Genomic DNA, 24693 nt, shown 5'->3' with positions numbered 1-24693 from the left:
GATTCAAAGCGCCTGCACCAGGCAGGCAGCGCCTATGCCGCCAGCCCCTGCAATGGCGGCCAGGCCCAGGGCCGGTCTGTGGGCTGCTGGCGTGCGGTGCAGGTCTGAGAGCATGCGCACCAGCGCAACCGCGCCCGATGCGCCTATGGGATGGCCGCGCGCCAGGCCACCGCCGCCGGTGTTGAGTTGCTGCAGCGGCAGGCCCAGGGTTTCGGCAAAGGCCAGGGCCTGCACGGCGAAGGCATCGTGCAGCTCCACAGCCTGGAGCTCTTCCGCAGTCAGGCAAGGCAGCTGCAGCGCTGCGGCTGCACGCTCCAGCACCTGCTGGGCCGCCAGTGCGGCGGCGACCAGCGGTGTTTCGGGCGCATGGCCCAGCGAGGCACTGGCCACCCAGCGGGCGCGTGGCTGCAGGCCCAGGCGTGCACAGGCCTGCGGCGTGGCCAGCAGCACCAGGGCGGCACCATCGGCCTTGGGCGAGATGGTGGGCGTGCTCAGCGCATGGCGCTGGCGTGCATGAGCGTCAACGGCGCCACCCGCTTCGGCCACCACGGGCATGCGGGCAACGCGGGCCGGATTCAGGGCGCGCGGATAGGCGTCGTGGTCCAGCCCGGCCAGGGGCACGATCTCTTGGGCCAGCCGGTCGCGGTGCGCGAGCGCCTGCGCGTGGCTGTGGATGGCATGGGCCTCCTGAACGGCGCGGGTGATGCCGTGGGCCAGTGCATGGTCTGCGGCCGATTGCAGCAGGTCCGGGTCACGTGCGGGATCGGGGGCGAAGGCGGGGCGTTCAAAGGGCACGGGCAGCTCGCCTGCATGGCGCGGGCGCGTCTGGCGGATGGGGGCACGGCTCCAGGCCTCGGCACCACCGGCCACCACGATATCGGCCTGGCCCGACATCAGCAGGCCTGCAGCCAGGGCCACGCTGTCCAGGCCCGAGCAGCACTGGGTATCCACGCTGTGTGCTGCGCAGCGCTCCGGCAGGCCCGCAGCCAGGGCCAGCATGCGGGCCGGGTTGCCGCCTGCGCCCAGGGCGTTGCCTAAGACCACGGCATCCACGGCCCGGGCAGGCAGGCAGGCCCGGGCCAGCAGGGCCTGGAGCACGGGCGCGCCCAGTTCGTGCGCCGCCAGTTCGCGCAGCACACCGCCCACGGGGGCGACGGGGCTGCGCGCCCAGGCCAGGATGACGGGGGCGTCTTGCGGGTTCATGGCAGGGGCAGCAGCGCGGGTTCGCCGGGCAGTGCCCGGCCAGTGTCCGTTGCGGTGGCCGCCAGCGCACGCGCCAGACGGCCGTGGTCGGTCTTGCCGCTGGCGGTCTGCGGCCAGTCGGTGCAGCTCCACCATTGGCGCGGCAGCTTGTAGCTTTCCAGCCGGTCGCGCAGCCAGGCAGCCAGCGCCTGTGCGGAGCCTGCGGGCGCTGCGCCGTGCCATTGCACGACGGCGTGCACCTGCATGCCGCGCAGCGCGTCGGGCAGGCCTTGGATGGAGACCTGGGCCACGCCCGGGTGCGCGGCCAGCAGGGTTTCGACTTCTTCGGGGAACAGATTCTTGCCCTGGGTGACGAGCATGCGGCTCTGGCGCCCGGCCAGGCACAGCTGGCCGCCGGCATCGATATGGCCCATGTCGCGCACGGACAGCCATTCGCCGTCGCGCAGCGCGGCCGTGCCGTCGCGCGCCTCGCCCACATAGTCCATGAACAGCATGGGGCTGCGCATGTAGATCAGGCCGTCCTCGCCCGGCTGCAGGGTGTGGTCGCCGGGCTGCTGCGTGGCGGGGCGGATCTGCAACTGCACATTGCTGAAGGGCCGGCCCACGGCCTGGGGCGGGGCCTGTTCGTCGGCCTCCATCCAGGCGATGAAGCTGGCCTCCGAGGCACCGTAGAACTCGATGATGCGTGCGCGCGGAAACAGCGCGCGCAGGGCTGGGGTCTGGGCGCGCATCCAGCGCGCGCCGCTGATCATGATCAGCTCCACCTCGGGGATGGGCGCCAGCGCGCGGTGTGCTGCCCATTGCAGCATCAGCAGCAGCTGGCTGGGCACGGCGACCAGGCAGGGGGCTTCGCCGCGCGCCAGCGAGGCCAGGCAGCGCGCCGCCGAGAACCGCTCCTGCACCACGGCGCCTTCGCCGCACCACAGGCCCTGCATCACGCCGAACAGGAACAGCGAATGCGAGATGCGCCCGGGCGCCATGGTGCGCTGCGCGGCCACGGGGCCGAAGTCCTGCAGGCAGACGCGAAAGCTCTCTGTCCACGAACGGTGGTGGCGCATGAAGCCCTTGGGCAGCCCGGTGCTGCCCGAGGTGAAGCCGGTGTAGAAGGCGCCGGTGGCCGTGGCCTCGGCCAGAGCGCTGGGCGCCGTGGGCAGCCAGCCCTCGATGCGGCTGCGCACGGCATCGGGCCAATCAGGATCGGCCACGGCGGCGCAGCGGCCGCTGTGCAGGATGGCGAGGAATTCGACGATTGCATCCACGGTGCTGGCGCTGCCGCCCGTGTCCACCAGCAGCATCTCTGGCGCCTGGCCGGCCACCAGCGCGGCCGAGCGCTGCAGCACGGCGGCATGCAGCGCGGCAAAGCTCCATTGGCCGGCCTCGCTTTGCAGCGCCATCGCATCGGGGCGCTGCCGGGCCCAATGCTCCAGCGGGCCATGGACCAGGGTCCACGGGTGCTGCAGCGGCGCGGCCAGCGGGTGGGGCGCGGATGGCTCAGCCATGCTGGCGGCCTCCGAACGGCCAGTCCGGCATGCCGCGCGCCACCGTGTGCACCACCAGGGCGCACAGCACGCACTTGACCAGATCGCCGGGCACGAACAGCAAGGTGGCCATGAAGGCCTGCGACAGGCTGAGCTTGGCCATCAGCATCAGCCCCAGCACGCCGAAGGCATGCAGGGCCACCAGCCCGCCCAGCGCCGAGGCCGCAAAGGCGCTGAGCGCCGCGCGCCGGGGCGATCCCTGGGGCAGCGCACGCATGACCAGGCCGGCAATGCAGGCCGCCAGCGGGTAGCCCAGCAGGTAGCCGGCCGAGGGCGCCATGAAGACGGCAATGCCGCCGCGCCCGCCCGACAGCAGGGGCAGGCCCACGGCCACGGCCGCAAGGAACAGCAGCATGGACTGCATGCCGCGCCAGGGGCCGAGCATCACGCCGGCCAGCATCACGCCCAGCGACTGGATGGTGATGGGCACGCCCAGCGGCAGGTCGATCTTGGGAATCAGGCCCATGACGGCCATCAGTGCCGCGAACAGCGAGACCTGGGCCATGGAGCGCGCCGAGGCGCGTGAGACGGTGGAGGGAGCGGTCATGGAGAGTTCTCGCTGTCGGTCAGGAAGGGCAGTTCAGCAGGGCAAATCGGAAGGGCAAATCGGCAGGGCAGGCCTCAGCGGCCCAGGCGCGCCCACAGCGCATCGGACACGCGGCGCGTGGCCTGCAGCATGTGGATGGTCAGCGGCGCAATCAGGCGCAGGCCGCCGGCGCGGCCCGTGCGCAGCCGGTGGGCATCGTCCATGCGCTTCCACTGCACGAAGAAATGCTCGGTGAAACGCAGCATCAATGCCAGCTGCAGGGCCACCTGTTCGGGGGAGATGCCGATGCGCTCCAGCGGCGCCAGCAGCCGCTCCAGCACATCGACCAGATCGCTGGGGCGCGTGCTCACGGTCAGCGCCATGCCCAGCGTGGAGGCGCAGACCAGGCGCAGCGCGCTGGCGGCGGCCAGGGCGTAGTGCTGCATCCACACATGGAAGGCAGCCACCAGCAGGGCGGCCACGGTGACCGACAGCATGAGCCGCCGTGCGCCCTCGGTGGCGCGGCCCAGCGACAGCCACAGCAGGCCGCAGGCGGCGCCGGCCATGGCCAGCAGCCACGGTGAATCGATGAGGAACAGGCCCGTTCCCAGCAGCGCCATGAGCAGCAGCTTGCGGCCCGCACTCCAGGCATGGAGCCAGCTGGTGTATTCGCTGTAGAGGCTTCCCATGGCGGCTGGCTCCTGCGTCAGGACTGCGTCTGCAGCCGCCGGGCCACGTCGGCTTCATAGGCTGCGCAGATCTCATGGCCGGGGCCGTCTGCGCGCACCTGGCCGCGCTCCAGCCAGAGCACGCGGCCAAAGCTGCGCACGTGGTCCAGCACATGGGTGGAGACCAGCACCTGCTGCTCGGCGGCCGCGATGTCCCTGGCCAGCCGCGCCTGGCCCGGCAGGTCCAGGCTGGCGAAGGGCTCGTCCAGCAGCAGCACGCGCGGCGCGGCAATGAGCAGGGCCAGCCAGCACACCTGCTGGCGCTGGCCCTGGCTGAGCCCGGCCACGGCGCGCGGTGCCCAGTCGGCCAGGCCGCGGCTGCTCAGCAGGGCGCGGGCGCGCTCCGTGGCCTCGCGCCGCGAGATGCCCGAAGGGCGCAATCCCAGGGCCAGCTCTTCCTCCACGGTGGGGAAGATGATCTGGTCGTCGGGGTTCTGGAACATCAGCCCGACCTGGCCCGGCCGCCTGGCGCGGGCCTCGTGCAGTTCGGTGCCGTCCAGCAGCACGCGCCCGGCCTGCGGCGCATCCAGGCCGCACAGCAGCCGGAACAGACTGGTCTTGCCCGCGCCGTTGTCGCCGATGAGTCCCACGCGCGGCTCGTCCAGCTGCAGGTCCAGGCCATCAAAGACGGTTGTGATGCCACGCCGCAGGCGCACCGCTTCCACGCGCAGGCTGGCGGCGCAGGCGGCGCAGGCGGCGCAGTCGGCAGTTCGGGAGGATTCAGGCATGGCGAATGAAAGCGGGTACTTACCTGTAATGCACGCAACCACAAGGAATCTTGCCGTTGTACAGGCCTGTCGGGGGCGGATTCTAGCAATGCCGTCCAGGCCGTACATCAAGGCTTGAAAGACGGCAATCGATATAAGCACCGTATTTTTTATTCTTTTGTTTGAACAACGTTTTGCAACACACTCGTTAGAACACTAATGACGGCAGATCCTGGGGATTCGCCTGTGCTTGGCGACGACGCAAGACAACGCATGCCCATCGGCTTGCAACTGCGTCCAACTGCGCAGCACAGGGCCCGGAAATTGCGCGCCATTGCCTGGAGATGGCGGTGCAAAGGCTGCCGTTGCCGATCCCAGGACCGTTTTCACTGCCGAACCGAGACTCCATGACCGTCCAGACCGCCGATTTCGCCCCGGAAAACGCGCTGATCCGCCTGCGCGACCTGCAAAAGAAATTTGTAACAGCCGATGGCAAGCACTTCGATGCCGTGCGTTCGGTGTCGCTGGACATTGGCCAGGGCACGGTCTTCGGCCTGATCGGCAAGAGCGGCGCGGGCAAGTCCACGCTGCTGCGCCTGATCAACCTGCTCGAGCGTCCCGACAGCGGCGAGGTGGTGGTGGCAGGCCAGCGCCTGACCGACCTGGGCCGCCGCGCGCTGCGCGAGGCGCGCCAGAACATCGGCATGATTTTTCAGCAGTTCAACCTGCTGCAGAACGCCAGCGTGTTCGAGAACGTGGCCTTTCCGCTGCGCATCCATGGCGGCCACTCGCGCGCCCAGATCGAGCAGCGCGTGCGCGAATGCCTGGACATCGTGGGCCTGGCCGACAAGGCCGGCAGCTATCCGGCCCAGTTGTCCGGAGGTCAGAAGCAGCGCGTGGCGATTGCGCGTGCCCTGGCGCCGCGCCCCCAGGTGCTGCTGTGCGACGAGCCCACCTCGGCGCTGGACAGCGAGACCACGCGCTCCATCCTGGCCACGCTGGCGGACATCAACAGCCGCCTGGGCGTGACCATCGTCATCGTCACGCACGAGCTGGCCGTGGTCGATGCGCTGTGCAGCGAAGTGGCCATCATCGAGCAGGGCCAGGTGGCAGAACGCTTCACGCTGCCCGCCCTGCCGCAGGGCCGGGCCTACGAGGCGCCGCAGCGCGCCACGCTGCTGGGCAGCGAACTTGAGGCCCTGCGCGTGGAGCGTGCCGACAAGGCCCTGCGCGAGCGCGGCGCCACCCGCCCCGTGGTGCTGCGCGCCGTGGGCGGCTCCGAGCACTGACGGGCTTTCGCCCGGTCCCGTTTTCCTCTTCTTTTAGCTTCCGCATTCCCATGTCTGAAAACATCGTCGAAATCCTGCCCGAGCTGTGGCTGGCCATGGGCCAGACCCTTTTGATGCTGGGCATCGGCCTGTCGGCCGCCGTGCTGATCGGCGGCCCGCTGGGCGTGCTGCTGTTCCTGCTGGGCCCCGGCCAGTCGCTGGACAACCGCCCGGCCTTTGCCGTGCTGAACTGGACGGTCAATACCGTGCGGTCCTTCCCCTTCATCATCTTGCTGGTCGCGCTGGTGCCCTTCACGCGCTGGCTGGCCGGCACCTCCATCGGCCCGCTGGCTGCGGCCGTGCCGCTGTCCGTGGCGGCCATTCCCTACCTGGCACGCCTGGTGGACCAGTGCCTGCGCGACGTGCCGCGCGGCGTGATCGAGGCCGCGCACGCCATGGGCGCCTCGGAGCTGCAGATCGTCTGGCGCGTGCTCATCGTCGAGGCGCGTTCGGGCCTGGTGCTGGCGCTGACCGTGCTGGCCGTGAGCTTTCTGTCGTACTCGGCCATTGCCGGCGTGGTGGGCGGCGGCGGCATTGGCGATCTGGCCATCCGCTACGGCTACTACCGCTTCCAGACCGATGTGATGGTGCTCACCGTGACCATCCTCGTGGCCATGGTCCAGGTCATCCAGTTCGTGGGCAACACGGCGGCCCGCCGCCTGGACAAGCGCGGCTGAGCGCGCTGTCCAGACCCGCTTTCTTCTTTCTTCCCGCTCCCTCCCAAAAAAAGGATTCCGACATGACCGCATCCCTTTCCTTCGTGCGCCGCCACCTGCTGGCCTCGGCCGCCGCCCTTGCCGCCGTCAGCGTGCTGGCGCTGCCCGCCCATGCCCAGGCCGACAAGAAGCAGCTGGTGATCGGCGGCACGGCAGGCTCCAACATCGACCAGCTCAAGCAGGGCATCGTGCCGCTGCTGCAAAAGAAGGGCTACCAGGTCAAGCTGGTGGAGTTCAACGACTACGTGCAGCCCAACCTGGCGCTGGCCCAGGGCTCGCTGGATGCCAACTTCTTCCAGCACCGTGTCTACCTGCAGAAGTTCGCGGCCGACCAGAAGCTGGACCTGGTGGAACTGGTGCAAGGCCCCATTGCCCCCCTGGGCGTGTATTCCAAGACCCGCAAGACCCTGGCCGAAGCCAAGGAAGGCGACCGCGTGACCCTGCCCAACGACCCGAGCAACCTGGCCCGCGCGCTGGTGCTGCTGGAGCAGGCAGGGCTGATCAAGGCCAAGCCCGGCATCGACCCGCTGCGCGTGTCCGAAAAGGACCTGGCCGAGAACCCGCGCAAGCTCAAGTTCATCCCGCTGGAGGCCGCGCAGCTGCCGCGCTCGCTGGGCGATACCGAATACGCCATCATCAACGGCAACTTCGCCATTTCCTCGGGCCTGAAGCTGACCGAGGCCGTCTCGCTGGAAAAGACCCCCGACCACTACCTGAACGTGGTGGCCATCAAGAAGAAGGACCAGGGCGCGGCATGGGCCAAGGACCTGGCCGAGGTCTACCGTTCGGCGGAGTTCAAGGCCGTGGTGGACAGCAAGTTCCAGGGCTATGCCAAGCCCACTTTCCTACAGTAAGCGCCGGGCAGGCAGCCACATAATGGCTGCCTGCGGGAGGTACGCCTCCCGCCCGTTTTTCGCCACTTCCTCCAGGAGCAATGCATGAGCCAGATCAAGGTCGCTGTCATCGTGGGCAGCCTGCGCAAGGATTCCTTCAACCGCAAATTCGCCGACGCCATTGCGCGCCTGGCACCCGAGGGCCTGGTCTTCGAGCAGGTCGCCATCGACAACCTGCCCCTGTACAACCAGGACCATGACGGCAATGAGGTGGACGTGGTCAAGCAGTTCCGCGCCCAGATCCAGTCGGCCCAGGCCGTGCTGTTCCTGACGCCCGAGTACAACCGCTCGATTCCCGGCGTGCTCAAGAACGCGCTGGACCAGGGCTCGCGCCCCTACGGCAAGAGCGTCTGGGCCGGCAAGCCCGCTGCCGTGGCCGGCGTCTCCGTGGGTGCCATCGGCACGGCGCTGGCGCAGCAGCACCTGCGCAATGTGCTGGCCTACCTGGACATGCCCACGCTGGCCCAGCCCGAAATCTTCATCCAGGCCAAGGACGGCCTGTTTGCCGAAGACGGCTCCATTGGCGCCGGCAGCCGCGACTTCGTGAACGGCTTCGTGCAGAAGTTCGCGGCCTGGGCGCGCAAGCACCAGTGAGCGGTGCGGCAAGGCCGCTCAAGACGCAAATGCCCGGCAATGCCGGGCTTTTGCGTTGGGGGGCCTGCGAGCGCAGAGCTCAGGCAGCGTCAGGAAGCGGGAGACGGGTTGGCAATCGCCGCAGCAGGGCGCGCGGCGGACGATGCCTTCTCGCGCGCCTGGGCCTGGTCGATGGCGTCGATGATCACCACGCCGGTCGACTTGACACCGGGCGCCGAAAAGCCGGCACCGGGCGTCACACCGGGATGGGCCAGCAGCTTGCGCGTCATTTCCTGGTTCAGTTGTTGCTGGCTGGGCTTGGCGGGGGTGGGCGCTGCGGCGGGCTGATCGGGCTCCTCGGGCGCAGGTGCCTCGTCGGTGTTGCGCACATAGCTGCGGTACACGCGGGAATTGAGCTGCTCCTGATCCTGCTCGCGCTGGTACTGCAGGAACTGGTAGACGCCAATGCCCACCACGGTGATGGCCAGCAGGGACACGGCGATCACCGTGATCACCAGGTTTTCATCGGACGGAGGGCGGGCATGGACAGGGCCGCGGGGCCGGACATGGGGGCGGGGACTTGTGGCTGGCATGGATGGAAGGCAGTGAATGCAATGAGGCTGCCTGGATATCGGCAGGTCCGCCGACTTTCTGAAATACAGACGGTTCGTGTCGGACAAAGCCGCGAATATGGCGGTGATGGGTCAGCCTAACAGCTTCGTGTGTCGTGCAAGGCCAGGCAGGCATTGGATTTTTCAAAGAAGCGGAAAAAGCGGATACCTGTTTTGTTTGGTAACGCCCACTAGACTGCTGGCGTGACGTTCATGACGGCATTCATCCATAAGGGCGAGACAAGATGCAAAAAAAGGGCTGGAAAAATCTGTGCAGGGGCGGCGCGCTGAGCGTGGCATTGGTGACCGTTTTGGCGGCGTGCGGCGGTGGGGGAGGCGATGGCAATGGCTCAGTTGTCGAGCCGCAGCCGGCGCCTGTGCAGATGTCGCTGCTGGCGGGTTCGCTTGCAAGCAAGCCCGACGCACTGGCTCAGGACCACTGTGGTCAGGTCAACGGCGTGGGCGCGCAGGCGCGGTTTTCGAGAATCACCGATCTCGCCCTTTCGCCGCTTGGCGACATTTATGTGTCGGAAGATGTTTATCCGCCTGTGTCACCGCAGCCGCCTTGCCCCACGCCCGAGCGCTCTCGCATTCGCCGGATTGCGGGGGAAGGTGTGGTGTCCACCTTCTCCACAGGGGGTGACCGCGACTGGGGCGAGCCCCGCAACTATCTGTATCCGCGCGCTATTGCAGCAGGTGGCAGTGGCGAGGTCTTTGTTGCGGATGGCCTGACCTGTGCAGAGTGCGCTGTCTTCAGTGGAGGCATGCCCCGCAATGGCATGGGCGTCTGGGTGCAGCAGGCATCGGGCGCAGTGCGGGCGCTGGCCGGTGGTGGGCCCAATTCAAGTGGCCCTAAGGATGGCGTTGGCGCTGCAGCGATTTTTTCCGGCCCCCATGCCATGCGACGTACGCCCGATGGCCGGCTGTTCGTGCTGGATGGGAACAGGCTGCGTCAGGTCACGGCCGATGGTGAGGTCACCACGTTGCCAGGCGAAGGTTTCAACGCGCTCGCCGTCGCCAGCAATGGGCAACTGCTGGTGGCCCGTGGTGGAGAAATCCTCAACTACACGACAGGCCAAACGCTGGCTAGGCTGGATGACAACGTGACTTCCATGGCCCTGGACAGCAGGAATGGCATCTACGTTGTGACCAGCAACCGCAGCACCCTGGTCCAAAAACTTTCGGATAGCGGGCAGCTCAGCATCGTGGCAGGACGTGTGGACAGCGCACCCCTGGCATACGAGCTGGGGCCGCTGCCTGGCAAGCTGCTGCACGTCAAAGCCATTGCTTTCGACCGCCAGGACCGCTTGTTGATCGCCGGCGCGTACGCCGTCGTTCGCACCAGTCCGCTGGTGCGCTGATTGCGACGGCTGCCAGGCTCGGCGGCCAGCAAAAAGCGCAGGCGCCCCGGTCAGGGTGCCTGCGCTTTTTTATGCGCAAGACCGAGCTCAGGCGGCGATGGCCGCTTCCTGATTGGCGGCAGCCGCTGCACGCACGATGTCGTTGCGGGCCGATTCCAGGGCCTTGGCCTTGGACTCATCGCCCATGGCCACGCCTTCTGCGCGCACGATGCTCACATCGGTGATGCCCAGGAAGCCGAACACCGTCTTCAGGTAGCTTTCCTGGTGCTCCAGGGCCTGGCCCATTTCGCTGGTGGAGTACACACCGCCGCGCGTGGAGGCCACGATGACCTTCTTGCCCTTGGCCAGGCCTTCGGGGCCGGCTGCGGTGTAGCGGAAGGTGCGGCCGCCCTGGGCGATGCGGTCGATCCAGGCCTTGAGCTGGCTGGAGATGGTGAAGTTGTAGAACGGAGCGCCGACCACGACCACATCGGCCGCCAGGAACTGGCTCACCAGGGCTTCGGAGATGGCGTTCTGTGCGCGCTCGGCTTCCGTCGTGGCGGCCTGGCCGGTGCGGAAGCCCATGGACACTGCGTTCAGGTGGTCGGGGGCGTTCACGGCCAGATCCAGGTACTCGACCTTGGCGCCGGGATTGGCGGCCACCAGGGCGGCCACGGTCTGGGCGGTCAGCTGGCGGGACACCGAAGCGGCGCCGGTGATGGAAGAGTCGATGTGCAGCACTTGCATGGAAAAGCTCCTGGGATGTCGGTTGGGATCGCGGTTGGGATCGGCCATTCGGGAAAGCTTGTAGGGCCGACGATGGGATCAATTGTGAATTTGGACAGAGTCTTTGATAAGTCGCAGAAATTGCGATAGATTGTCCTGAATTTGCAGCCAATGAGCACAGGGAGGGACGAGCGACATGATGGATCTCAACGACATGCTGTACTTCGCCGAGGTGGTGGAGCGCGGCGGCTTTGCCTCTGCCGGGCGGGCGCTGGGTATACCCAAGTCGCGGCTGTCGCGGCGCGTGGCGGAGCTGGAGGCCCGGCTGGGCGTGCGCCTGCTGCAGCGCACCACGCGCAAGCTCTCGCTGACCCAGGTGGGCGAGGCCTATCTGCGCCATTGCCAGGCCATGCGCGATGCGGCCCTGGCCGCCGCCGACACCGTGGCCGAGGTGCAGACCGAGCCGCGCGGCACCATCCGCGTGAGCTGTCCCGTCACCCTGGCCCAGACCGTGCTGGGCGAGCTCATGCCCCAGTTCCTGCAGCGTTGCCCGCTGGTGCATGTGGAAATGCAGGTGACCAACCGGCCCGTGAACCTGGTGGAGGAGGGCATCGACGTGGCGCTGCGCGTACGCCCCAGCCTGGAGGACAGCGGCTCCATGGTCGTCAAGCGGCTGGATGTGGCGCGCCAGATCCTCGTGGCCAGCCCGGAGCTGCTGGAGCGCCAGGGCACGCCGCGTGCACTGGCCGACCTGCAGCACCTGGACAGCATGTCCATGTCGGCGGTGGATGGCCAGTCCAGCCTGCTGCTGGTCGGCCCCGAAGGCCGCGAGCAACGCCTGCAGCTGCAGCCGCGCTATGTGGTGGATGACCTGCTGACGCTGAAATTCGCGGCGCTGGCCGGCAGCGGCATGTGCTGGCTGCCCGACTACATGTGCCATGAGGAACTGGCCGAAGGCCGGCTGGTCCATCTGCTGCCGGGCTGGGAGCCGCCGCAGGGCATCGTGCATGCGGTCTTCCCCTCGCGGCGCGGCCTGGCGCCGGCCGTGCGGCATTTCCTGGACTTCCTGGGAGAGACCGTGCCGGGGCGAAACAGCCACGCCACGCGCGAGCCGGTGGCGCGCTGAGGCTGCACCCCGCCACGCCATAAGAAAACAACAAATCGTTCGTTGGGATCGTCGGCGGCGTTCTCCACAATCGGGGCCCATGTCCAGCAATGGACAGTCCAGGAGAACCCATGAATCCCCACCGCATCATCATCGTGCCCGGCTGGCGCAACTCCGGCCCTGACCACTGGCAAAGCCTGTGGGCACAGCAGCTGCCGCATGCCGAGCGGGTGGAGCAGGACGACTGGCTCGTGCCGCACCGCGAACCCTGGGTGGCCGCGCTGGAGCAACTGGTGCTGTCCCGGCCCGAGCCCGTGGTGCTGGCCGCCCACAGCCTGGGCTGCATCACGGCCGCGCACATGGGGCCCGAGGCCAGCGCCCGCGTGCAGGGTGCGCTGTTGGTGGCGCCGGCCGATCCCGAGCGCCGTGCCCAACTGGCCGACTTTGCGCCCGTGCCCTATGCGCCGCTGCCGTACCGCAGCGTGCTGGTGGCCAGCAGCAACGACCCCTACTGTCCGATCCGCCGGGCCGGTGCCTATGCGCGGGCCTGGGGAAGCGAGTTCGTGCGGCTGCAGAACGCGGGGCACATCAATGTCGAATCGGGTTTCGGCGACTGGCCCCTGGGCCTGGCGCTGCTGCAGTCGTTGATGCAGGGTGACAGCTGGCAGCCCGCGCAACCCCGGCCTGCCGTGCGTGCGCCGCGCGTTGCCGGTGCACGGGCAGCGGTGCCGGCAGGCGCGGGCGCCCCCTGGGCCGCCGGGCTGTGAGGTGGCGGCTGGCGAAGACGGTGGGCCAGGCTTCTTATATGGAAGCAGGCCATTAACAAACAAAAATATATTCTTTTGAGTTTTAAGCCAGCGTTCGCACAATGTGACTGTCTGTGAATCCACCGCAGAGATGTCCACTAATAAAAGGCAGCGAACCATGCATTCTTTGAAGCTCAAGACTTTGTTGGCCACCCTGGCGCTGGCCGCCGCAGGAACCGTATCGGCGCAGAACCAGCTGCTCAACGTCTCCTACGACGTGGCGCGCGAGTTCTACAAGGACTACAACGCCGCCTTCGTCGCCCACTACAAGAAGACCAAGGGCGTGGACATCAAGGTGGACCAGTCGCACGGCGGCTCCAGCGCCCAGGCGCGCGCCGTCAACGACGGCCTGGCTGCCGATGTGGTGACCTTCAACACCACGACCGACGTGCAGTTCCTGGCCGACAGCGGCGTGGTCGCCAAGGACTGGGCCAAGAAATTCCCCAATGACGCCTCGCCCACCACATCGACCATGCTGTTCCTGGTGCGCAACGGCAATCCCAAGAACATCAAGGACTGGAGCGACCTGATCCGTCCCGACGTGAAGGTCGTGGTGGTCAATCCCAAGACCGGCGGCAATGGCCGCTACGCCTACCTGGCGGCCTGGGGTTCGGTGCGCGAGAAGGGCGGCACCGATGCGCAGGCGGCCGAGTTCGTGCAGCAGCTCTACAAGAACGTGCCCGTGCTGGGCAAGGGCGGTCGCGACGCGACCAGCATCTTCCTGCAGCGCAACATCGGCGACGTGCTGATCACCTTCGAATCCGAAGTGGTCTCCGTGGACCGCGAATTCGGCAAGGGTAAGGTCGATGCCGTCCATCCCTCGGTGTCCATCGTGGCCGAGAACCCCGTGGCCGTGGTCGAGCGCACCGTGGCCAAGAAGGGCACGGGCCAGCTGGCGCACGACTACCTGGCCTGGCTGTACTCCGACGAGGCCCAGGAAATCGCCGCACAGCACGCGCTGCGCCCCCGCTCCGAGGCCGTGCTCAAGAAGCATGCCGATGTGTTCAAGCCCATCAAGCAGTTCACCGTGGCCAAGTATTTCGGCTCGCTGTCCGAAGCCCAGAAGGTGCACTTCAACGACGGCGGACAGTTCGACAAGATCTACGTCCCCGGCAAGTAAGCACGCAAGCAGGCATGAAGGCGGCGCAGTCCGCCTGAGGCCCCCTCCCCACACTGGCTGATTTGGAATCCAACATGGTGTCTGCCGTTCCGACCAGCCCAAGGCCTGGCGCCGACGCTCCTGTGCCCGCACCGTCCGGTGCGGCGCGCAAAGGGCGCGGCGCCAAGCGCGTTTTGCCCGGCTTCGGGCTGACCTTGGGCTATACGCTGTTTTATCTGAGCCTGATCGTGCTGATCCCGTTGTCGGCACTGCTGTTCAAGACCTTCTCGCTCACCTGGCCCCAGTTCTGGGAGGCCGTGGCCTCGCCGCGCGTGCTGGCCTCGTACCGGCTGACGTTTGGCGCCTCGTTTGCGGCGGCCTGCGTGAACCTGGTGTTCGGCCTGCTGATCGCCTGGGTGCTGGTGCGCTACAAGTTCCCGGGCAAGAAGATCGTCGATGCGCTCGTCGATCTGCCCTTTGCCCTGCCCACGGCCGTGGCCGGCATTTCGCTGACCGCTTTGCTGGCCGGCAACGGCTGGGTGGGCCAGTACCTGGAGCCCTACGGCATCCAGTTGGCCTTCAACCCGAACGGCGTGGTCATTGCGCTGATCTTCATCGGCCTGCCCTTTGTCGTGCGCACGGTGCAGCCGGTGCTGGAGGATTCGGAGAAGGAGCTGGAAGAGGCGGCCACCAGCCTGGGCGCCTCGCGCTGGCAGATCTTCTACAAGGTGATCCTGCCTGCCATCACGCCCGCGCTGCTCACGGGCTTTGCCATGGCGTTTGCACGCGCCATCGGCGAATACGGATCGGTCATCTTCATCGCGGGCAACATGCCCATGATTTCCGAGATCACACCGCTGATCATCATCGGCAAGCTGGAGCAATACGACTACGCAGGCGCCACGGCCGTGGCCGTGGTGATGCTGCTGTTCTCCTTCGTGATGCTGCTGGTCATCAACGCGCTGCAGGCATGGCAGCGCAAGCATTCGGGAGGGGCTTGAGATGGCGTTGTCTCCACAGGAAGCATTGCTTCTCAAGATCATTGGCGCGGTGCTGGTCGCCGTGTTGGTGCTGTACAGGCTCACGGCGCCCCCGAAGGGCCGGCGTGAAAAGCTCTCCACCACCGAGCCGCGCGCTGTGCGCTGGATTCTCACGGGCATTGCGCTGACCTTCATCGGCCTGTTCCTGGTGCTGCCACTGGCGGCCGTGTTCACCGAGGCGCTGCGCAAGGGCTGGGATGCCTATGTCGCCGGCCTGCAGGAGCCCGATGCCTGGTCGGCCATCAAGCTGACCCTGATCACGGCGCTGATCGCCGTGCCGGTGAACCTGGTGTTCGGCGTGGCGGCGGCCTGGTGCATTGCCAAGTTCCAGTTCCGTGGCAAGGCCTTCCTGATCACGCTGATCGACCTGCCGTTCTCGATCTCGCCCGTGGTGGCGGGCCTGATGTACGTGCTGGTGTTCGGCGCCCACGGCTGGTTCGGCCCCTGGCTGGCCGAGCATGACATCAAGATCATCTTCGCCGTGCCCGGCATCGTGCTGGCCACCATCTTCGTGACCTTCCCCTTCATCGCGCGCGAGCTGATCCCGCTGATGCAGGCGCAGGGCAGCGACGAGGAGCAGGCCGCCATCGTGCTGGGCGCCACGGGCTGGCAGACCTTCTGGAAGGTCACCGTGCCCAACATCAAGTGGGGCCTGCTGTACGGCGTGATCCTGTGCAATGCGCGTGCCATGGGCGAGTTCGGAGCGGTGTCGGTGGTCTCGGGCCACATCCGTGGCCAAACCAACACCATTCCGCTGCATGTGGAGATCCTCTACAACGAGTACCAGTCCGTTGCCGCATTCGCTGCCGCATCGCTGCTGGCTCTGCTGGCCCTGGTGACCCTGGTCATCAAGTCGGTGGCCGAGTGGCGTGCCGAGCACCAGGCCAAGGCCGCAGCCGAGCTGCCTCCCGAGCGCCCCACGCCGGCTTCCCAGGCATCCCGTGTGCCGCAGGTGTCCTGAGGCCCGCCCCGACCAGAAAAGAGCAAGAGCAAGACCATGAGCATTGAAATACGCAACGTCAGCAAGCAGTTCGGCGATTTCCAGGCCCTGCGCGATGTGAGCCTGGACATCCAGTCCGGCGAACTCATCGCGCTGCTCGGCCCTTCGGGCTGCGGCAAGACCACGCTGCTGCGCATCATCGCGGGCCTGGAGACGCCCGACGTGGGCAGCATCCACTTCAGCGGCGAAGACACGACCGACGTCCATGTGCGCGAGCGCAACGTTGGATTCGTGTTCCAGCACTACGCGCTGTTCCGCCACATGACGGTGTTCGAGAACGTGGCCTTCGGCCTGCGCGTGAAGCCCCGCAGCCAGCGCCCCAGCGAAGCCCAGATCCGCGACAAGGTGATGAGCCTGCTCAAGCTGGTGCAGCTGGACTGGATCGCGGACCGCTTTCCGTCCCAGCTGTCGGGTGGCCAGCGCCAGCGCATCGCGCTGGCCCGCGCCCTGGCGGTGGAGCCCAAGGTGCTGCTGCTCGACGAGCCCTTCGGCGCCTTGGATGCCAAGGTGCGCAAGGAGTTGCGCCGCTGGTTGCGCCACCTGCATGACGAGCTGCATGTGACCTCCATCTTCGTGACCCACGACCAGGAAGAGGCACTGGAAGTGGCCGACCGCGTGGTCGTCATCAACCAGGGCCGCATCGAGCAGGAAGGCACGCCCCAGCAGGTCTGGGACAACCCGGCCACGCCCTTCGTCTACGGCTTCCTGGGCGATGTCAACCTGTTCAAGGGCCGTGCCAGCGATGGCCGCGTCTACCTGGACGACGGCACCCAGCTGGACAGCCACGACGCCAAGGGCGCCAGCGACAGCAAGGCTTTCGCCTATGTGCGCCCGCACGATCTGGAGGTGGAGCGCTACTCGCCCGGCCAGAACCTGGACGTCCAGGGACGGCCCACGGGCATCGTCGTGCAGCTGGCCCGCGCCATCGTCGTGGGGCCCATTGCGCGCCTGGAACTTATTCCATCGGAGAGCACCGAAAGCACGGACAATGCCGAAGAGGGTGGCCTGATCGAGGCGCAGATTCCTGCGCAGCAGTTCAGGGACATGGCGCTGCGCGAGGGGGAAACCCTGGTGGTGACACCGCGCCGCGCCAAGGTGTTCCTGGACGAGGCGGCTGGCATCTGACGCCGCGGCAACGGTTTCCTGCACCCGCTGAACAGGGCTGCAGCGCCGGGCCGGCGCCGCAGCCCTGATTTCATTCAACCGGGTGACGAAAGACAAGAATGCTTCAATGGTTTGACAACGCTCCGCGCCGCATCCTGGCGCTCATCAGCCTGGCCTGCGTGGCCATGCTGGCCTTCGGCATGTATCTGCAGCATGTGGTCGGGCTGGAGCCCTGCCCGATGTGCATCGTGCAGCGCTACGCGCTGATCGGCGTGGCCATCTTCGCGGGCCTGGGCAGCGCACGCGGCGGGCGCGGCTGGCTGATGGGTTGGGGCATCGCGGCGCTGGTCGCCGCAGGCTTTGGCGCCTTCGTCGCCGCGCGCCAGAGCTGGCTGCAGTGGTATCCGCCCGAGTTCGCCACCTGCGGGCGCGACTTCTACGGAATGATCGAGAACTACTCCATCAGCCGTGCCGTGCCCATGATCTTCCGTGGCTCGGGCGATTGCGTTGCCGTGGACTGGAGCTTCCTGGGCGGCTCCATCGCCAACTGGTCCTTCATCTGCTTCGCCATCATGAGCGTGGCCGTTTTGGTGCTGCTGGTGCACGGCGCTGCCCGCAGGCGCTGAGCCCTAGGCTGAGGCTTGCGCCAGTCGCCGCTGCAGCGACTGCGCCAGGGTGCTCAGAATCAGCCAGCAGGACGTGGCGCCCGCGTCCAGCACGCCGATGGAGCGCGGCCCCAGCCGGGCCGAGCGCCCGATGCGGGCCTGCAGGTGGCGCGTGGATTCCTTGCCTGCCTCGGCCGCGGCCTCCATGGCCTGCAGCGCCTCGCGGAAACCGGCGCCGGCCTGCAGCGATTGCCGGTAGGCCTGCAGGGCCGGGGCCAGCGTATCGATGAGGGTCTTGTCGCCCACCCGGGCCTTGCCCATCCCCTGCACATCGGCGACGGCCCGCGCCAGCGCCTGGCCGAACAGGGCGGCATCCATCTCCTGCTCCGGCCCAAGAACATCGGCGAAGCCCTGGAAGAAGCTGCCGTACAGCGGGCCCATGGAGCCGCCGATATCGTCCATCAACGCCTGGGACAGCTGCTGCAGCGCCGCAGGCAGCTGCGCCGCCTGGCCGGCGTCCATGGCATCGAGCCGTGCGCCGCAGCCGGAAAAGCCCTTGGCCATGTTGATGCCGTGATCGCCATCGCCGATCAGGCCGTCGATCTCGCTCAGGAACTCCCGGTGGCCGACGATGGCCGTGATCAGCTCGCGCACGATGCTGCCCGCGCCATCGAGCGCGATGGCCGGCCCTTGGCTGGTGCGCCTTGCGGCTTGGGGGCGGGCGGTTTGTGCCTGTTCCTGGGCCTGTGCCGACGTCCGTGCCGGAGCAGAGGGCGGCGTTGGAATGGCGTCCTGCGGCTGGGACGGCAGCCCGCCGGCCAGGGTCAGGGCGACCGACTGGCAGGGCGCCTCGAGGCAGGCCAGCAGCTCGTCGTCCAGCTGCATCAGCGTGAGCGTGATGCCCATCATCTCCAGCGACGTGAAGAGATTGCCCACCAGCCGGAAGGCCACCTGAATGCCGCGTTCTTGCAGGCGTCGGGCGACTTCGCCATAGAGAATGTACTGCTCCATCAGCGGCGTGGCGCCCAGGCCGGACAGCAGCACGGCCACGCGGTCGCCCGGGGAGAAGGGCAGGTCGGGCAGCAGGGTGTCCAGCATGCGCTCGGCCATCCCGGCCGCCGTGGCCGTGCGGTGCACGGACATGCCGGGCTCGCCATGGTGGCCTATGCCCACCTCCATGCTGCCGCGCTCGATATGGAAATTGGCCTTGCCCACGGCGGGAATGGTGCATGCCGACAGGCCGATGCCGATGCTGCGCGTGCGGGCCATGGCGTGCCGGGCGATGGCGATGACTTCGTCGAGGCTGGCGCCTATGGCCGCCCGGGCGCCCGCCACCTTCCACATCAGGATCTCGCCGGCCACGCCGCGGCGGCTGGCCTCGTCGCCCCGCGCGGCAGAAGGCACGTCGTCGTTGGCCACCACGGTCCTGACCGCCATGCCTTCGGCCGCGGCCATCTGCACGGCCATGGCCACATTCATGTTGTCGCCTGCGTAGTTGCCATACAGGCAGGCCACGCCGGCGCCGCCATCGGCCGCGCGCATGGCGTCGTAGAAGCTTCTGGCCGTGGGGGACGAGAAGACCTCGCCCACGGCGGCGGCGTCGCACAGGCCTGCGCCCACATAGCCCAGAAAGGCCGGCTCGTGCCCCGACCCGCCGCCCGTCACGATGCCCACCTTGCCCCTGCGTGGCGCGCCATGCAGGCGCACGACGCGGGCATTGCCGGCGTCGATGCGCAGGGTGTCGCCATGGGCGGCGATCCATCCCTGGAGCATGTCCTCCACCACCCGGTCGGGGTCGTTGATCACGCGGTTGGTCGTCATGCCTTTGTCTCCTCCAGGTGCAGTCCCGGCGGGTGTGCCGAAGACTGTTCATATGATCATTGAGTGGTCATTTTTGATTTGTTGAAATTGGCATGTCAATGCCTTTTGGCTATTCAATAGCCAAGGGAAAACGATAGGATTTGATGAATTTTGTAGAAAATTCAACGGGTTACGTATTCATCTTGCCGACTCACATAGCTATCGTTGTTTGACAACTGCTCTTCGATTGAGAAGACTCTCGTAAAACATTGATCAAATGATCATGTGATGGTCTTTTGTAATGAAGGGGATGCCATGAAGCTGGCCATCGGCTGCGACGAAGCCGCCTGCGACCTCAAGAACGCCGTGAAGCAGCATCTGCTGGCCCAGGGCCACGAAGTGGCCGACTTCGGCACGCATGACGGCGAGCCGGTGCTCTACCCCGACATCGGCATCGCGGTGGCGCAGGCCATCGTCCAGGGCCGCCATGAGCGCGGCGTTCTCCTGTGCGGCACGGGCATAGGCATGGCCATTGCCGCCAACAAGGTGGCAGGCATCCGCGCCGCGCAGGCCCATGACACCTATTCGGCCGAGCGCGCCAGCCGCAGCAACGACGCGCAGATCATCACGCTGGGCTCGCGCGTGATCGGGGTGGAGCTGGCCAAGGCCATCGTGGACCGCTTCCTCGCATCGCGCTTCGATGGCGGCAGCTCGGCCCTGAAGGTGGATGCCATCACCGGCTTCGAACGCTCGCAGGCCGCTGCGGCCGGGCGCGGGCAGGGCGCGTGACCATGGACACCGGCACCAGCACCGGCACCGGCACCGCACTGCTGCAGGCTCGCGGGGTGGCCAAGAGCTTCGGCGGCGTGCCTGCGCTACGCAACGGCTGCCTTGAGCTGCAGGCGGGCAGCGTGCACGCGCTGTGCGGCGGCAATGGCGCAGGCAAATCCACCTTCCTGAACATCGTGATGGGCCTGTTGCGGCGCGATGCCGGCGAGATATTGCTCAAGGGCCGGCCGGTGGATTTCGCCACGCCGCACGAGGCGCTGGCGCACCGCCTGTCCATCATCACGCAGGAGCTGTCGCCCATCCCGGGCATGAGCGTGGCCGAGAACATCTTCCTGGGCCGCGAGCCCCGGCGCGCCGGCGTGGTGGTCCGCCATGCCGCGCTGCTGGAGCAGGCGGATGCGCTGCTCAGGCAGCTGGGCTTCGATATCGATCCGCGCGCGCAGATGGGCCGCCTGAGCCTGGCGCAGACCCAGCTGGTGGAGATTGCCAAGGCCCTGAGCCGGCAAAGCGAGCTGATCATCATGGACGAGCCCACCTCGGCCATTGGCGAAAGCGAGACCGCCATCCTCTTCGACGCGATACGCCGCGTGACCGCGCAGGGCGCCGGCATCCTCTACGTGTCGCACCGCCTGACGGAGATCTTCACCATTGCCGACAGCTACACGGTGTTCCGCGATGGCGGCTTCGTGCAGACCGGCGCGCTGGCCGATATCGACCGGCGGCAGTTGGTGAAGCTCATCGTGGGCCGGGAAGTCCGCGCTGCCGCCAGCGAGCGCAGGGCTGCGGCGCCGGGCGAGCCGCTGCTGTCGGTGCAGGGGCTCACGCGCCGGGGCGAGTTCGAGGACATCAGCCTGGACGTCGCCCCCGGCGAGGTGCTGGGCATCTACGGACTGATGGGATCGGGCCGCAGCGAATTCCTCAACTGCCTGTACGGCCTCACGCGCGCCGACCAGGGGCAGGCGAGCCTGGACGGACGGCCCCTGCCGCGCGGCAATCCGGCGGCGTCGATCAAGGCGGGCCTGGCCCTGGTGACCGAGGACCGCAAGGCCACGGGGCTGGTGATGAGCTCCTCGGTGCGCTTCAACACCAGCTTGCCCGCACTGCCGGGCCTGCAGCGCGCCGGGGTGGTGGATGGCGCGGCAGAGCGCGTGCTGGTGGGCGGTCTGCTGCAGCGCCTGCGCGTGAAGCTGGCCAGCCCGGCCATGCCGGTGTCGGGCCTGAGCGGCGGCAACCAGCAGAAGGTGGTGCTGGCCCGCTGCATGGCCACCAACCCCGTCTGCCTGCTGTGCGACGAGCCCACGCGCGGCATCGACGAAGGCGCCAAGCGCGAGGTGTACGCCTTCCTGGCCTCGCTGGCCGCGCAGGGCCATGCCGTGGTGGTGGTGTCCTCCGAGGCGCCGGAGCTGCTGGAGCTGAGCGACCGCATTGCCATCTTCCGCAAAGGCCGGCTTGACCGCGTGGTGGCCGGCCACGGCATCACGCAGGAGGCGCTGATGCACCTCGCGTCCTGAGCCCGGGCGATGCCCGTGCTGCGTTTTCCCCTTGCCTTTCACAACACACAGGAGACATGACCATGCCGTTTTTCCGCTTCACCACCGTGCTTGCAGCCGCGCTTGCCGGTGGGCTGTTCCTGGCCGCAGCGCAGGTCCGGGCCCAGGCTCCGGCCCCGCTGGCGGCACCAGTACCAGCACCAGCGCCGGCCAAGCCCTACCGCATAGGCGCGGCCGTCTATGGGCTCAAGGGCGAGTTCATGCAGATGTGGACCAAGGAGCTGAAGGCGCATCCGGCCGTGAAGGACGGCACGGTGCAGATCACCGTGTTCGACGGCAACTACGACGCGCTGACGCAGAGCAACCAGTTCGACACCATGATCACGCAGAAGTACGACGGCATCCTCTTCGTGCCCATCGACCTGAAGGCGGGCGCGGCGCCCGTGCACAAGGCGGTGAAGGCCGGCATTCCCGTGGTGGGCTCCAACACGCGCGTGCAGGGCGATGTGCTGACCTCCTACGTGGGCAATGACGATGTGGTGGCCGGCCGCATGCAGGCCGAGGCGTTGATGAAGGCCATCGGCGGCAAGGGCAATATTGTCGTCATCGAGGGGCCCATAGGCCAGTCGGCACAGATCGAGCGGGCGCGCGGCAATGACGAGGTGCTGGCCCGCCACAAGGACGTGAAGGTGCTGGCGCGCAAGACCGCCAACTGGTCGCGTGCCGAATCCATGGGACTGATGGAGAACTGGCTGACCGCATTCCCGGGCCAGATCCAGGGCGTGATCGCCCAGAACGACGACGAGGCCCTGGGCGCGGTGCAGGCCATCAAGACCAAGGGCATCGATATCAAGACCATCCCGGTGGTGGGCGTGGACGGCGTGGCCGCCGCCATCACGGCCGTCAAGCGCGGCGAGATGACCACCAATTTCCAGGATGCCCAGGCCCAGGCGCAGGGCGCGCTGGATGTGCTGCTGCGCCAGCTTGTCGGCCCGTCCTACCGGCCGCGCTCGGTGGTATGGAGCGAGTATGCCCAGGCCATGCCCTGGGGCGATGGCACGGCCAAATCCTACGAGGTGCCCTGGACAGCCATCGTGCCCGCCAATGCCGACGCCTTCTTGCAGAAGGTGCGCAAATGAGCGCCGCCGGCCTGGAGCGGGACTTCGACGGCCGCACGGCCCTGGTCACCGGCGGCGCGGGCGGCATCGGCCTGGCGATTGCCCGGCAGCTCGCCCAAGGCGGTGCGCGTGTCGTTCTGGTGGACCTGGAGCGGCAGGCACTGGACGTGGCCGCTGCCAGCCTGGCCGAGCCCCGGCGCCACCTGGCGCTGGCGGTGGATGTGACCAGGCCCGAGGGCGTGGAGCAGGCGGTGGCCACGGTGCTGGAGGCCACGGGCCGCATCGACATTCTGGTCAACAGCGCCGGCGTGGCGCTGCTGGAGCCGGCCGGCGAAATAAGCGAGGCGGCGTGGGAGCGCACGCTGGCGGTCAACCTCACGGCGCCGCTGCTGCTGGCCCAGGCAGTGGCCCCGGCCATGCGCCGCCAGCGCCACGGACGCATCATCAACCTGGCCTCGCAGGCCAGCGTGGTCGCGCTCAGGCGCCATGCCGCCTATTGCGCCAGCAAGGCGGGCCTGGTGGGACTGACGCGCGTGCTGGCGCTGGAATGGGCGACGGACGGCATTACCGTCAACGCCATCTCGCCGACCGTGGTGGACACGCCGCTGGGCCGCAAGGCCTGGGCCGGGCAGATGGGGGAGGCCATGCGGGCACTCATTCCCACGGGCCGCTTTGCGCAGCCCGAGGAGGTGGCGCGGCTGGCCGTGTTCCTGGCCGGTACGCACGCCGGCATGCTGACGGGCGAGAACATCGTCATCGACGGGGGCTACTCCATCCAGTGAGCGGCCTGCCGGCCCCACGCCTTTCTTCCATCAACGCGGGAGTCCTCCATGACGAATCTTCAAGCCGCATCTTCGCCGCCGCTCTTGGGGCGGCGCACGCTGGACCTGCGCAGCCTGCGCGAGCGCTACGGCGTGGTCATCGCGCTGGTTGCACTGTGCGCGGCGCTGGCGCTGGCCAACCCCCATTTCATGACCTGGGGCAACTGGGCCGACATCCTGCGCCAGACCTCCATCAACGGCATCCTGGCCATCGGCATGACGTGCGTGGTGCTGACGGCGGGCATCGACCTGTCGGTGGGCGCCATCCTGGCGCTGGCCGGCATGGTCGGCGCCTGGCTGGCGGCCGATGGCCAGGGGCTGGCGGTGAGCGTGGGCGCCGGGCTGGGCGTGGGCATGCTGCTGGGCGGCGTCAACGGCCTGCTGGTGGCCTGGTTCGCGGTGCCGCCCTTCGTGGCCACGCTGGGCATGCTCAGTGCGGCGCGCGGCCTGACCTACATCTACAACGACGGCATGCCGGTGTCCGAGCTGCCCGACGGCTTTCTTGCCATCGGCGCCGGCCAGCTGGGCCCCGTGCCCATGCCCATCGTGATCTTTGCCGTTGCCGTCGCAGTGTTCGCCTTCGTGCTGCGCTACACCGTGTATGGCCGCTATATCTACGCCGTGGGCGGCAACCTGCGCAGCGCCAAGACCAGCGGCATCAACACCCGCGCCATCGTGCTGCTGGTCTATGTGGTCAGCGGCCTGCTCGCGGGGCTGGCCGGCATTTTGCTGGCGTCGCGCACCACGGCGGCGCTGCCGCAGGCCGGCGTGTCCTACGAGCTGGACGCCATCGCGGCCGTGGTGATCGGCGGCACCAGCCTGTCGGGCGGCACGGGCAGCCTGGGCGGCACGGTCGTCGGAGCCCTGCTCATCGGCGTGATCAACAACGGGCTGAACCTGCTGGGCGTGTCCTCGTACTACCAGCAGCTGATCAAGGGCGTGATCATCGTCGGCGCCGTGCTGCTCGACAGTTCGCGCCGCAGGGCATGAAGCGCTGCGCCCACGTCCTGTCCACCATCTGCAATCC

The 24693-nt window shown here is 67.7% G+C and carries 25 protein-coding genes; 17 read left to right on the top strand and 8 right to left on the bottom strand.

The annotated features are described in order from the left end of the window. Positions 1–3: 3 nt before the first annotated feature. The 5 genes from ACF8O7_RS00725 to ACF8O7_RS00705 all read right to left on the bottom strand — a co-directional run bounded on the left by ACF8O7_RS00725 (position 4) and on the right by ACF8O7_RS00705 (position 4723). On the bottom strand, positions 4–1203 hold the full coding sequence (locus tag ACF8O7_RS00725; protein WP_047326865.1) for a thiolase family protein: 1200 nt from the start codon (positions 1201–1203) through the stop codon (positions 4–6). After that, positions 1200–2702 carry an AMP-binding protein gene (locus ACF8O7_RS00720; protein WP_016448271.1) on the bottom strand — a complete coding sequence of 501 codons (1503 nt, stop codon included), beginning with the start codon at positions 2700–2702 and terminating at the stop codon, positions 1200–1202. Before ACF8O7_RS00720 ends, ACF8O7_RS00725 begins: the two co-directional genes overlap by 4 nt. Continuing rightward, on the bottom strand, positions 2695–3288 hold the full coding sequence (locus ACF8O7_RS00715) for a biotin transporter BioY (RefSeq protein ID WP_016448270.1): 594 nt from the start codon (positions 3286–3288) through the stop codon (positions 2695–2697). The genes ACF8O7_RS00720 and ACF8O7_RS00715 overlap by 8 nt, the downstream gene beginning before the upstream one ends. Before the next feature lie 74 nt (positions 3289–3362). Next, the gene (locus ACF8O7_RS00710; RefSeq protein WP_016453289.1) at positions 3363–3956 is read right to left on the bottom strand and encodes an energy-coupling factor transporter transmembrane protein EcfT; all 594 of its coding nucleotides are present in this window, start codon (positions 3954–3956) and stop codon (positions 3363–3365) included. Between the two features lie 17 nt (positions 3957–3973). Further along, entirely contained in the window at positions 3974–4723 is a 750-nt protein-coding gene (locus ACF8O7_RS00705; RefSeq protein WP_392442014.1) for an energy-coupling factor ABC transporter ATP-binding protein, read from the bottom strand. 386 nt (positions 4724–5109) lie between these two features. Here ACF8O7_RS00705 and ACF8O7_RS00700 point away from each other — a divergent pair, with 386 nt between their 5' ends. The 4 genes from ACF8O7_RS00700 (at position 5110) to ACF8O7_RS00685 (ending at position 8233) form a co-directional block, all read left to right on the top strand. Continuing rightward, positions 5110–5991 (top strand): methionine ABC transporter ATP-binding protein, encoded by an 882-nt coding sequence (locus ACF8O7_RS00700; RefSeq protein WP_016448267.1) that lies wholly within the window; start codon positions 5110–5112, stop codon positions 5989–5991. Positions 5992–6041: 50 nt separating this feature from the next. Continuing rightward, positions 6042–6707, top strand: coding sequence for a methionine ABC transporter permease (locus ACF8O7_RS00695; protein ID WP_012206396.1), 666 nt, complete (start codon positions 6042–6044; stop codon positions 6705–6707). Between the two features lie 62 nt (positions 6708–6769). Next, on the top strand, positions 6770–7600 hold the full coding sequence (locus ACF8O7_RS00690) for a MetQ/NlpA family ABC transporter substrate-binding protein (RefSeq protein ID WP_017407338.1): 831 nt from the start codon (positions 6770–6772) through the stop codon (positions 7598–7600). Positions 7601–7684: 84 nt separating this feature from the next. Further along, complete coding sequence (locus ACF8O7_RS00685) at positions 7685–8233, top strand: NADPH-dependent FMN reductase (protein WP_012206394.1); 549 nt, start codon at positions 7685–7687, stop codon at positions 8231–8233. A gap of 89 nt (positions 8234–8322) precedes the next feature. Here ACF8O7_RS00685 and ACF8O7_RS00680 read toward each other — a convergent pair whose 3' ends face one another. Continuing rightward, positions 8323–8727 carry a hypothetical protein gene (locus tag ACF8O7_RS00680; protein WP_017407339.1) on the bottom strand — a complete coding sequence of 135 codons (405 nt, stop codon included), beginning with the start codon at positions 8725–8727 and terminating at the stop codon, positions 8323–8325. A gap of 341 nt (positions 8728–9068) precedes the next feature. Here ACF8O7_RS00680 and ACF8O7_RS00675 point away from each other — a divergent pair, with 341 nt between their 5' ends. Then, positions 9069–10184, top strand: coding sequence for a hypothetical protein (locus tag ACF8O7_RS00675; protein ID WP_267178933.1), 1116 nt, complete (start codon positions 9069–9071; stop codon positions 10182–10184). An 87-nt stretch (positions 10185–10271) separates the two neighbouring features. Here ACF8O7_RS00675 and ACF8O7_RS00670 read toward each other — a convergent pair whose 3' ends face one another. Further along, positions 10272–10910, bottom strand: coding sequence for an FMN-dependent NADH-azoreductase (locus ACF8O7_RS00670; protein ID WP_016448263.1), 639 nt, complete (start codon positions 10908–10910; stop codon positions 10272–10274). Positions 10911–11085: 175 nt separating this feature from the next. Here ACF8O7_RS00670 and ACF8O7_RS00665 point away from each other — a divergent pair, with 175 nt between their 5' ends. The 7 genes from ACF8O7_RS00665 (at position 11086) to ACF8O7_RS00635 (ending at position 17669) form a co-directional block, all read left to right on the top strand. Beyond that, on the top strand, positions 11086–12015 hold the full coding sequence (locus ACF8O7_RS00665) for a LysR family transcriptional regulator (protein ID WP_016448262.1): 930 nt from the start codon (positions 11086–11088) through the stop codon (positions 12013–12015). A gap of 110 nt (positions 12016–12125) precedes the next feature. Next, positions 12126–12761: an alpha/beta hydrolase gene (locus ACF8O7_RS00660; protein WP_047326869.1), complete on the top strand. Its 636-nt coding sequence runs from the start codon at positions 12126–12128 to the stop codon at positions 12759–12761. A gap of 157 nt (positions 12762–12918) precedes the next feature. Beyond that, positions 12919–13920, top strand: a complete 1002-nt coding sequence (locus ACF8O7_RS00655) for a sulfate ABC transporter substrate-binding protein (RefSeq protein ID WP_013801695.1) — start codon at positions 12919–12921, stop codon at positions 13918–13920. 74 nt (positions 13921–13994) lie between these two features. Continuing rightward, positions 13995–14900, top strand: a complete 906-nt coding sequence (gene cysT, locus ACF8O7_RS00650) for a sulfate ABC transporter permease subunit CysT (RefSeq protein ID WP_013801696.1) — start codon at positions 13995–13997, stop codon at positions 14898–14900. 1 nt (position 14901) lies between these two features. Continuing rightward, entirely contained in the window at positions 14902–15900 is a 999-nt protein-coding gene (gene cysW, locus ACF8O7_RS00645) for a sulfate ABC transporter permease subunit CysW (RefSeq protein WP_016453281.1), read from the top strand. A 36-nt stretch (positions 15901–15936) separates the two neighbouring features. Next, entirely contained in the window at positions 15937–17064 is a 1128-nt protein-coding gene (locus tag ACF8O7_RS00640; protein ID WP_016448258.1) for a sulfate/molybdate ABC transporter ATP-binding protein, read from the top strand. Positions 17065–17162: 98 nt separating this feature from the next. Further along, positions 17163–17669 carry a disulfide bond formation protein B gene (locus tag ACF8O7_RS00635; protein ID WP_392442007.1) on the top strand — a complete coding sequence of 169 codons (507 nt, stop codon included), beginning with the start codon at positions 17163–17165 and terminating at the stop codon, positions 17667–17669. A gap of 3 nt (positions 17670–17672) precedes the next feature. Here ACF8O7_RS00635 and dhaL read toward each other — a convergent pair whose 3' ends face one another. Continuing rightward, on the bottom strand, positions 17673–19469 hold the full coding sequence (gene dhaL, locus ACF8O7_RS00630) for a dihydroxyacetone kinase subunit DhaL (RefSeq protein WP_392442004.1): 1797 nt from the start codon (positions 19467–19469) through the stop codon (positions 17673–17675). Positions 19470–19763: 294 nt separating this feature from the next. Between dhaL and rpiB the strand changes: the two genes are divergently transcribed. The 5 genes from rpiB to ACF8O7_RS00605 all read left to right on the top strand — a co-directional run bounded on the left by rpiB (position 19764) and on the right by ACF8O7_RS00605 (position 24656). After that, positions 19764–20237 (top strand): ribose 5-phosphate isomerase B, encoded by a 474-nt coding sequence (gene rpiB, locus ACF8O7_RS00625; RefSeq protein ID WP_012206383.1) that lies wholly within the window; start codon positions 19764–19766, stop codon positions 20235–20237. Between the two features lie 2 nt (positions 20238–20239). Next, the gene (locus tag ACF8O7_RS00620; protein ID WP_046238525.1) at positions 20240–21748 is read left to right on the top strand and encodes a sugar ABC transporter ATP-binding protein; all 1509 of its coding nucleotides are present in this window, start codon (positions 20240–20242) and stop codon (positions 21746–21748) included. 62 nt (positions 21749–21810) lie between these two features. Next, positions 21811–22866, top strand: coding sequence for a substrate-binding domain-containing protein (locus tag ACF8O7_RS00615; protein ID WP_272206797.1), 1056 nt, complete (start codon positions 21811–21813; stop codon positions 22864–22866). Then, positions 22863–23627, top strand: a complete 765-nt coding sequence (locus tag ACF8O7_RS00610; protein ID WP_180319175.1) for a GolD/DthD family dehydrogenase — start codon at positions 22863–22865, stop codon at positions 23625–23627. The genes ACF8O7_RS00615 and ACF8O7_RS00610 overlap by 4 nt, the downstream gene beginning before the upstream one ends. 48 nt (positions 23628–23675) lie before the next feature. Further along, complete coding sequence (locus tag ACF8O7_RS00605) at positions 23676–24656, top strand: ABC transporter permease (RefSeq protein WP_180319176.1); 981 nt, start codon at positions 23676–23678, stop codon at positions 24654–24656. Positions 24657–24693: the final 37 nt, after the last annotated feature.

It is taken from the genome of Delftia sp. WSY_16 (assembly GCF_043104415.1).
In the GTDB taxonomy this organism is placed as follows: Bacteria; Pseudomonadota; Gammaproteobacteria; order Burkholderiales; family Burkholderiaceae_C; genus Comamonas; species Comamonas tsuruhatensis.
Note: the sequence above shows the minus strand (reverse complement) of the source record. Positions and strands in the feature narration are given on the sequence as shown.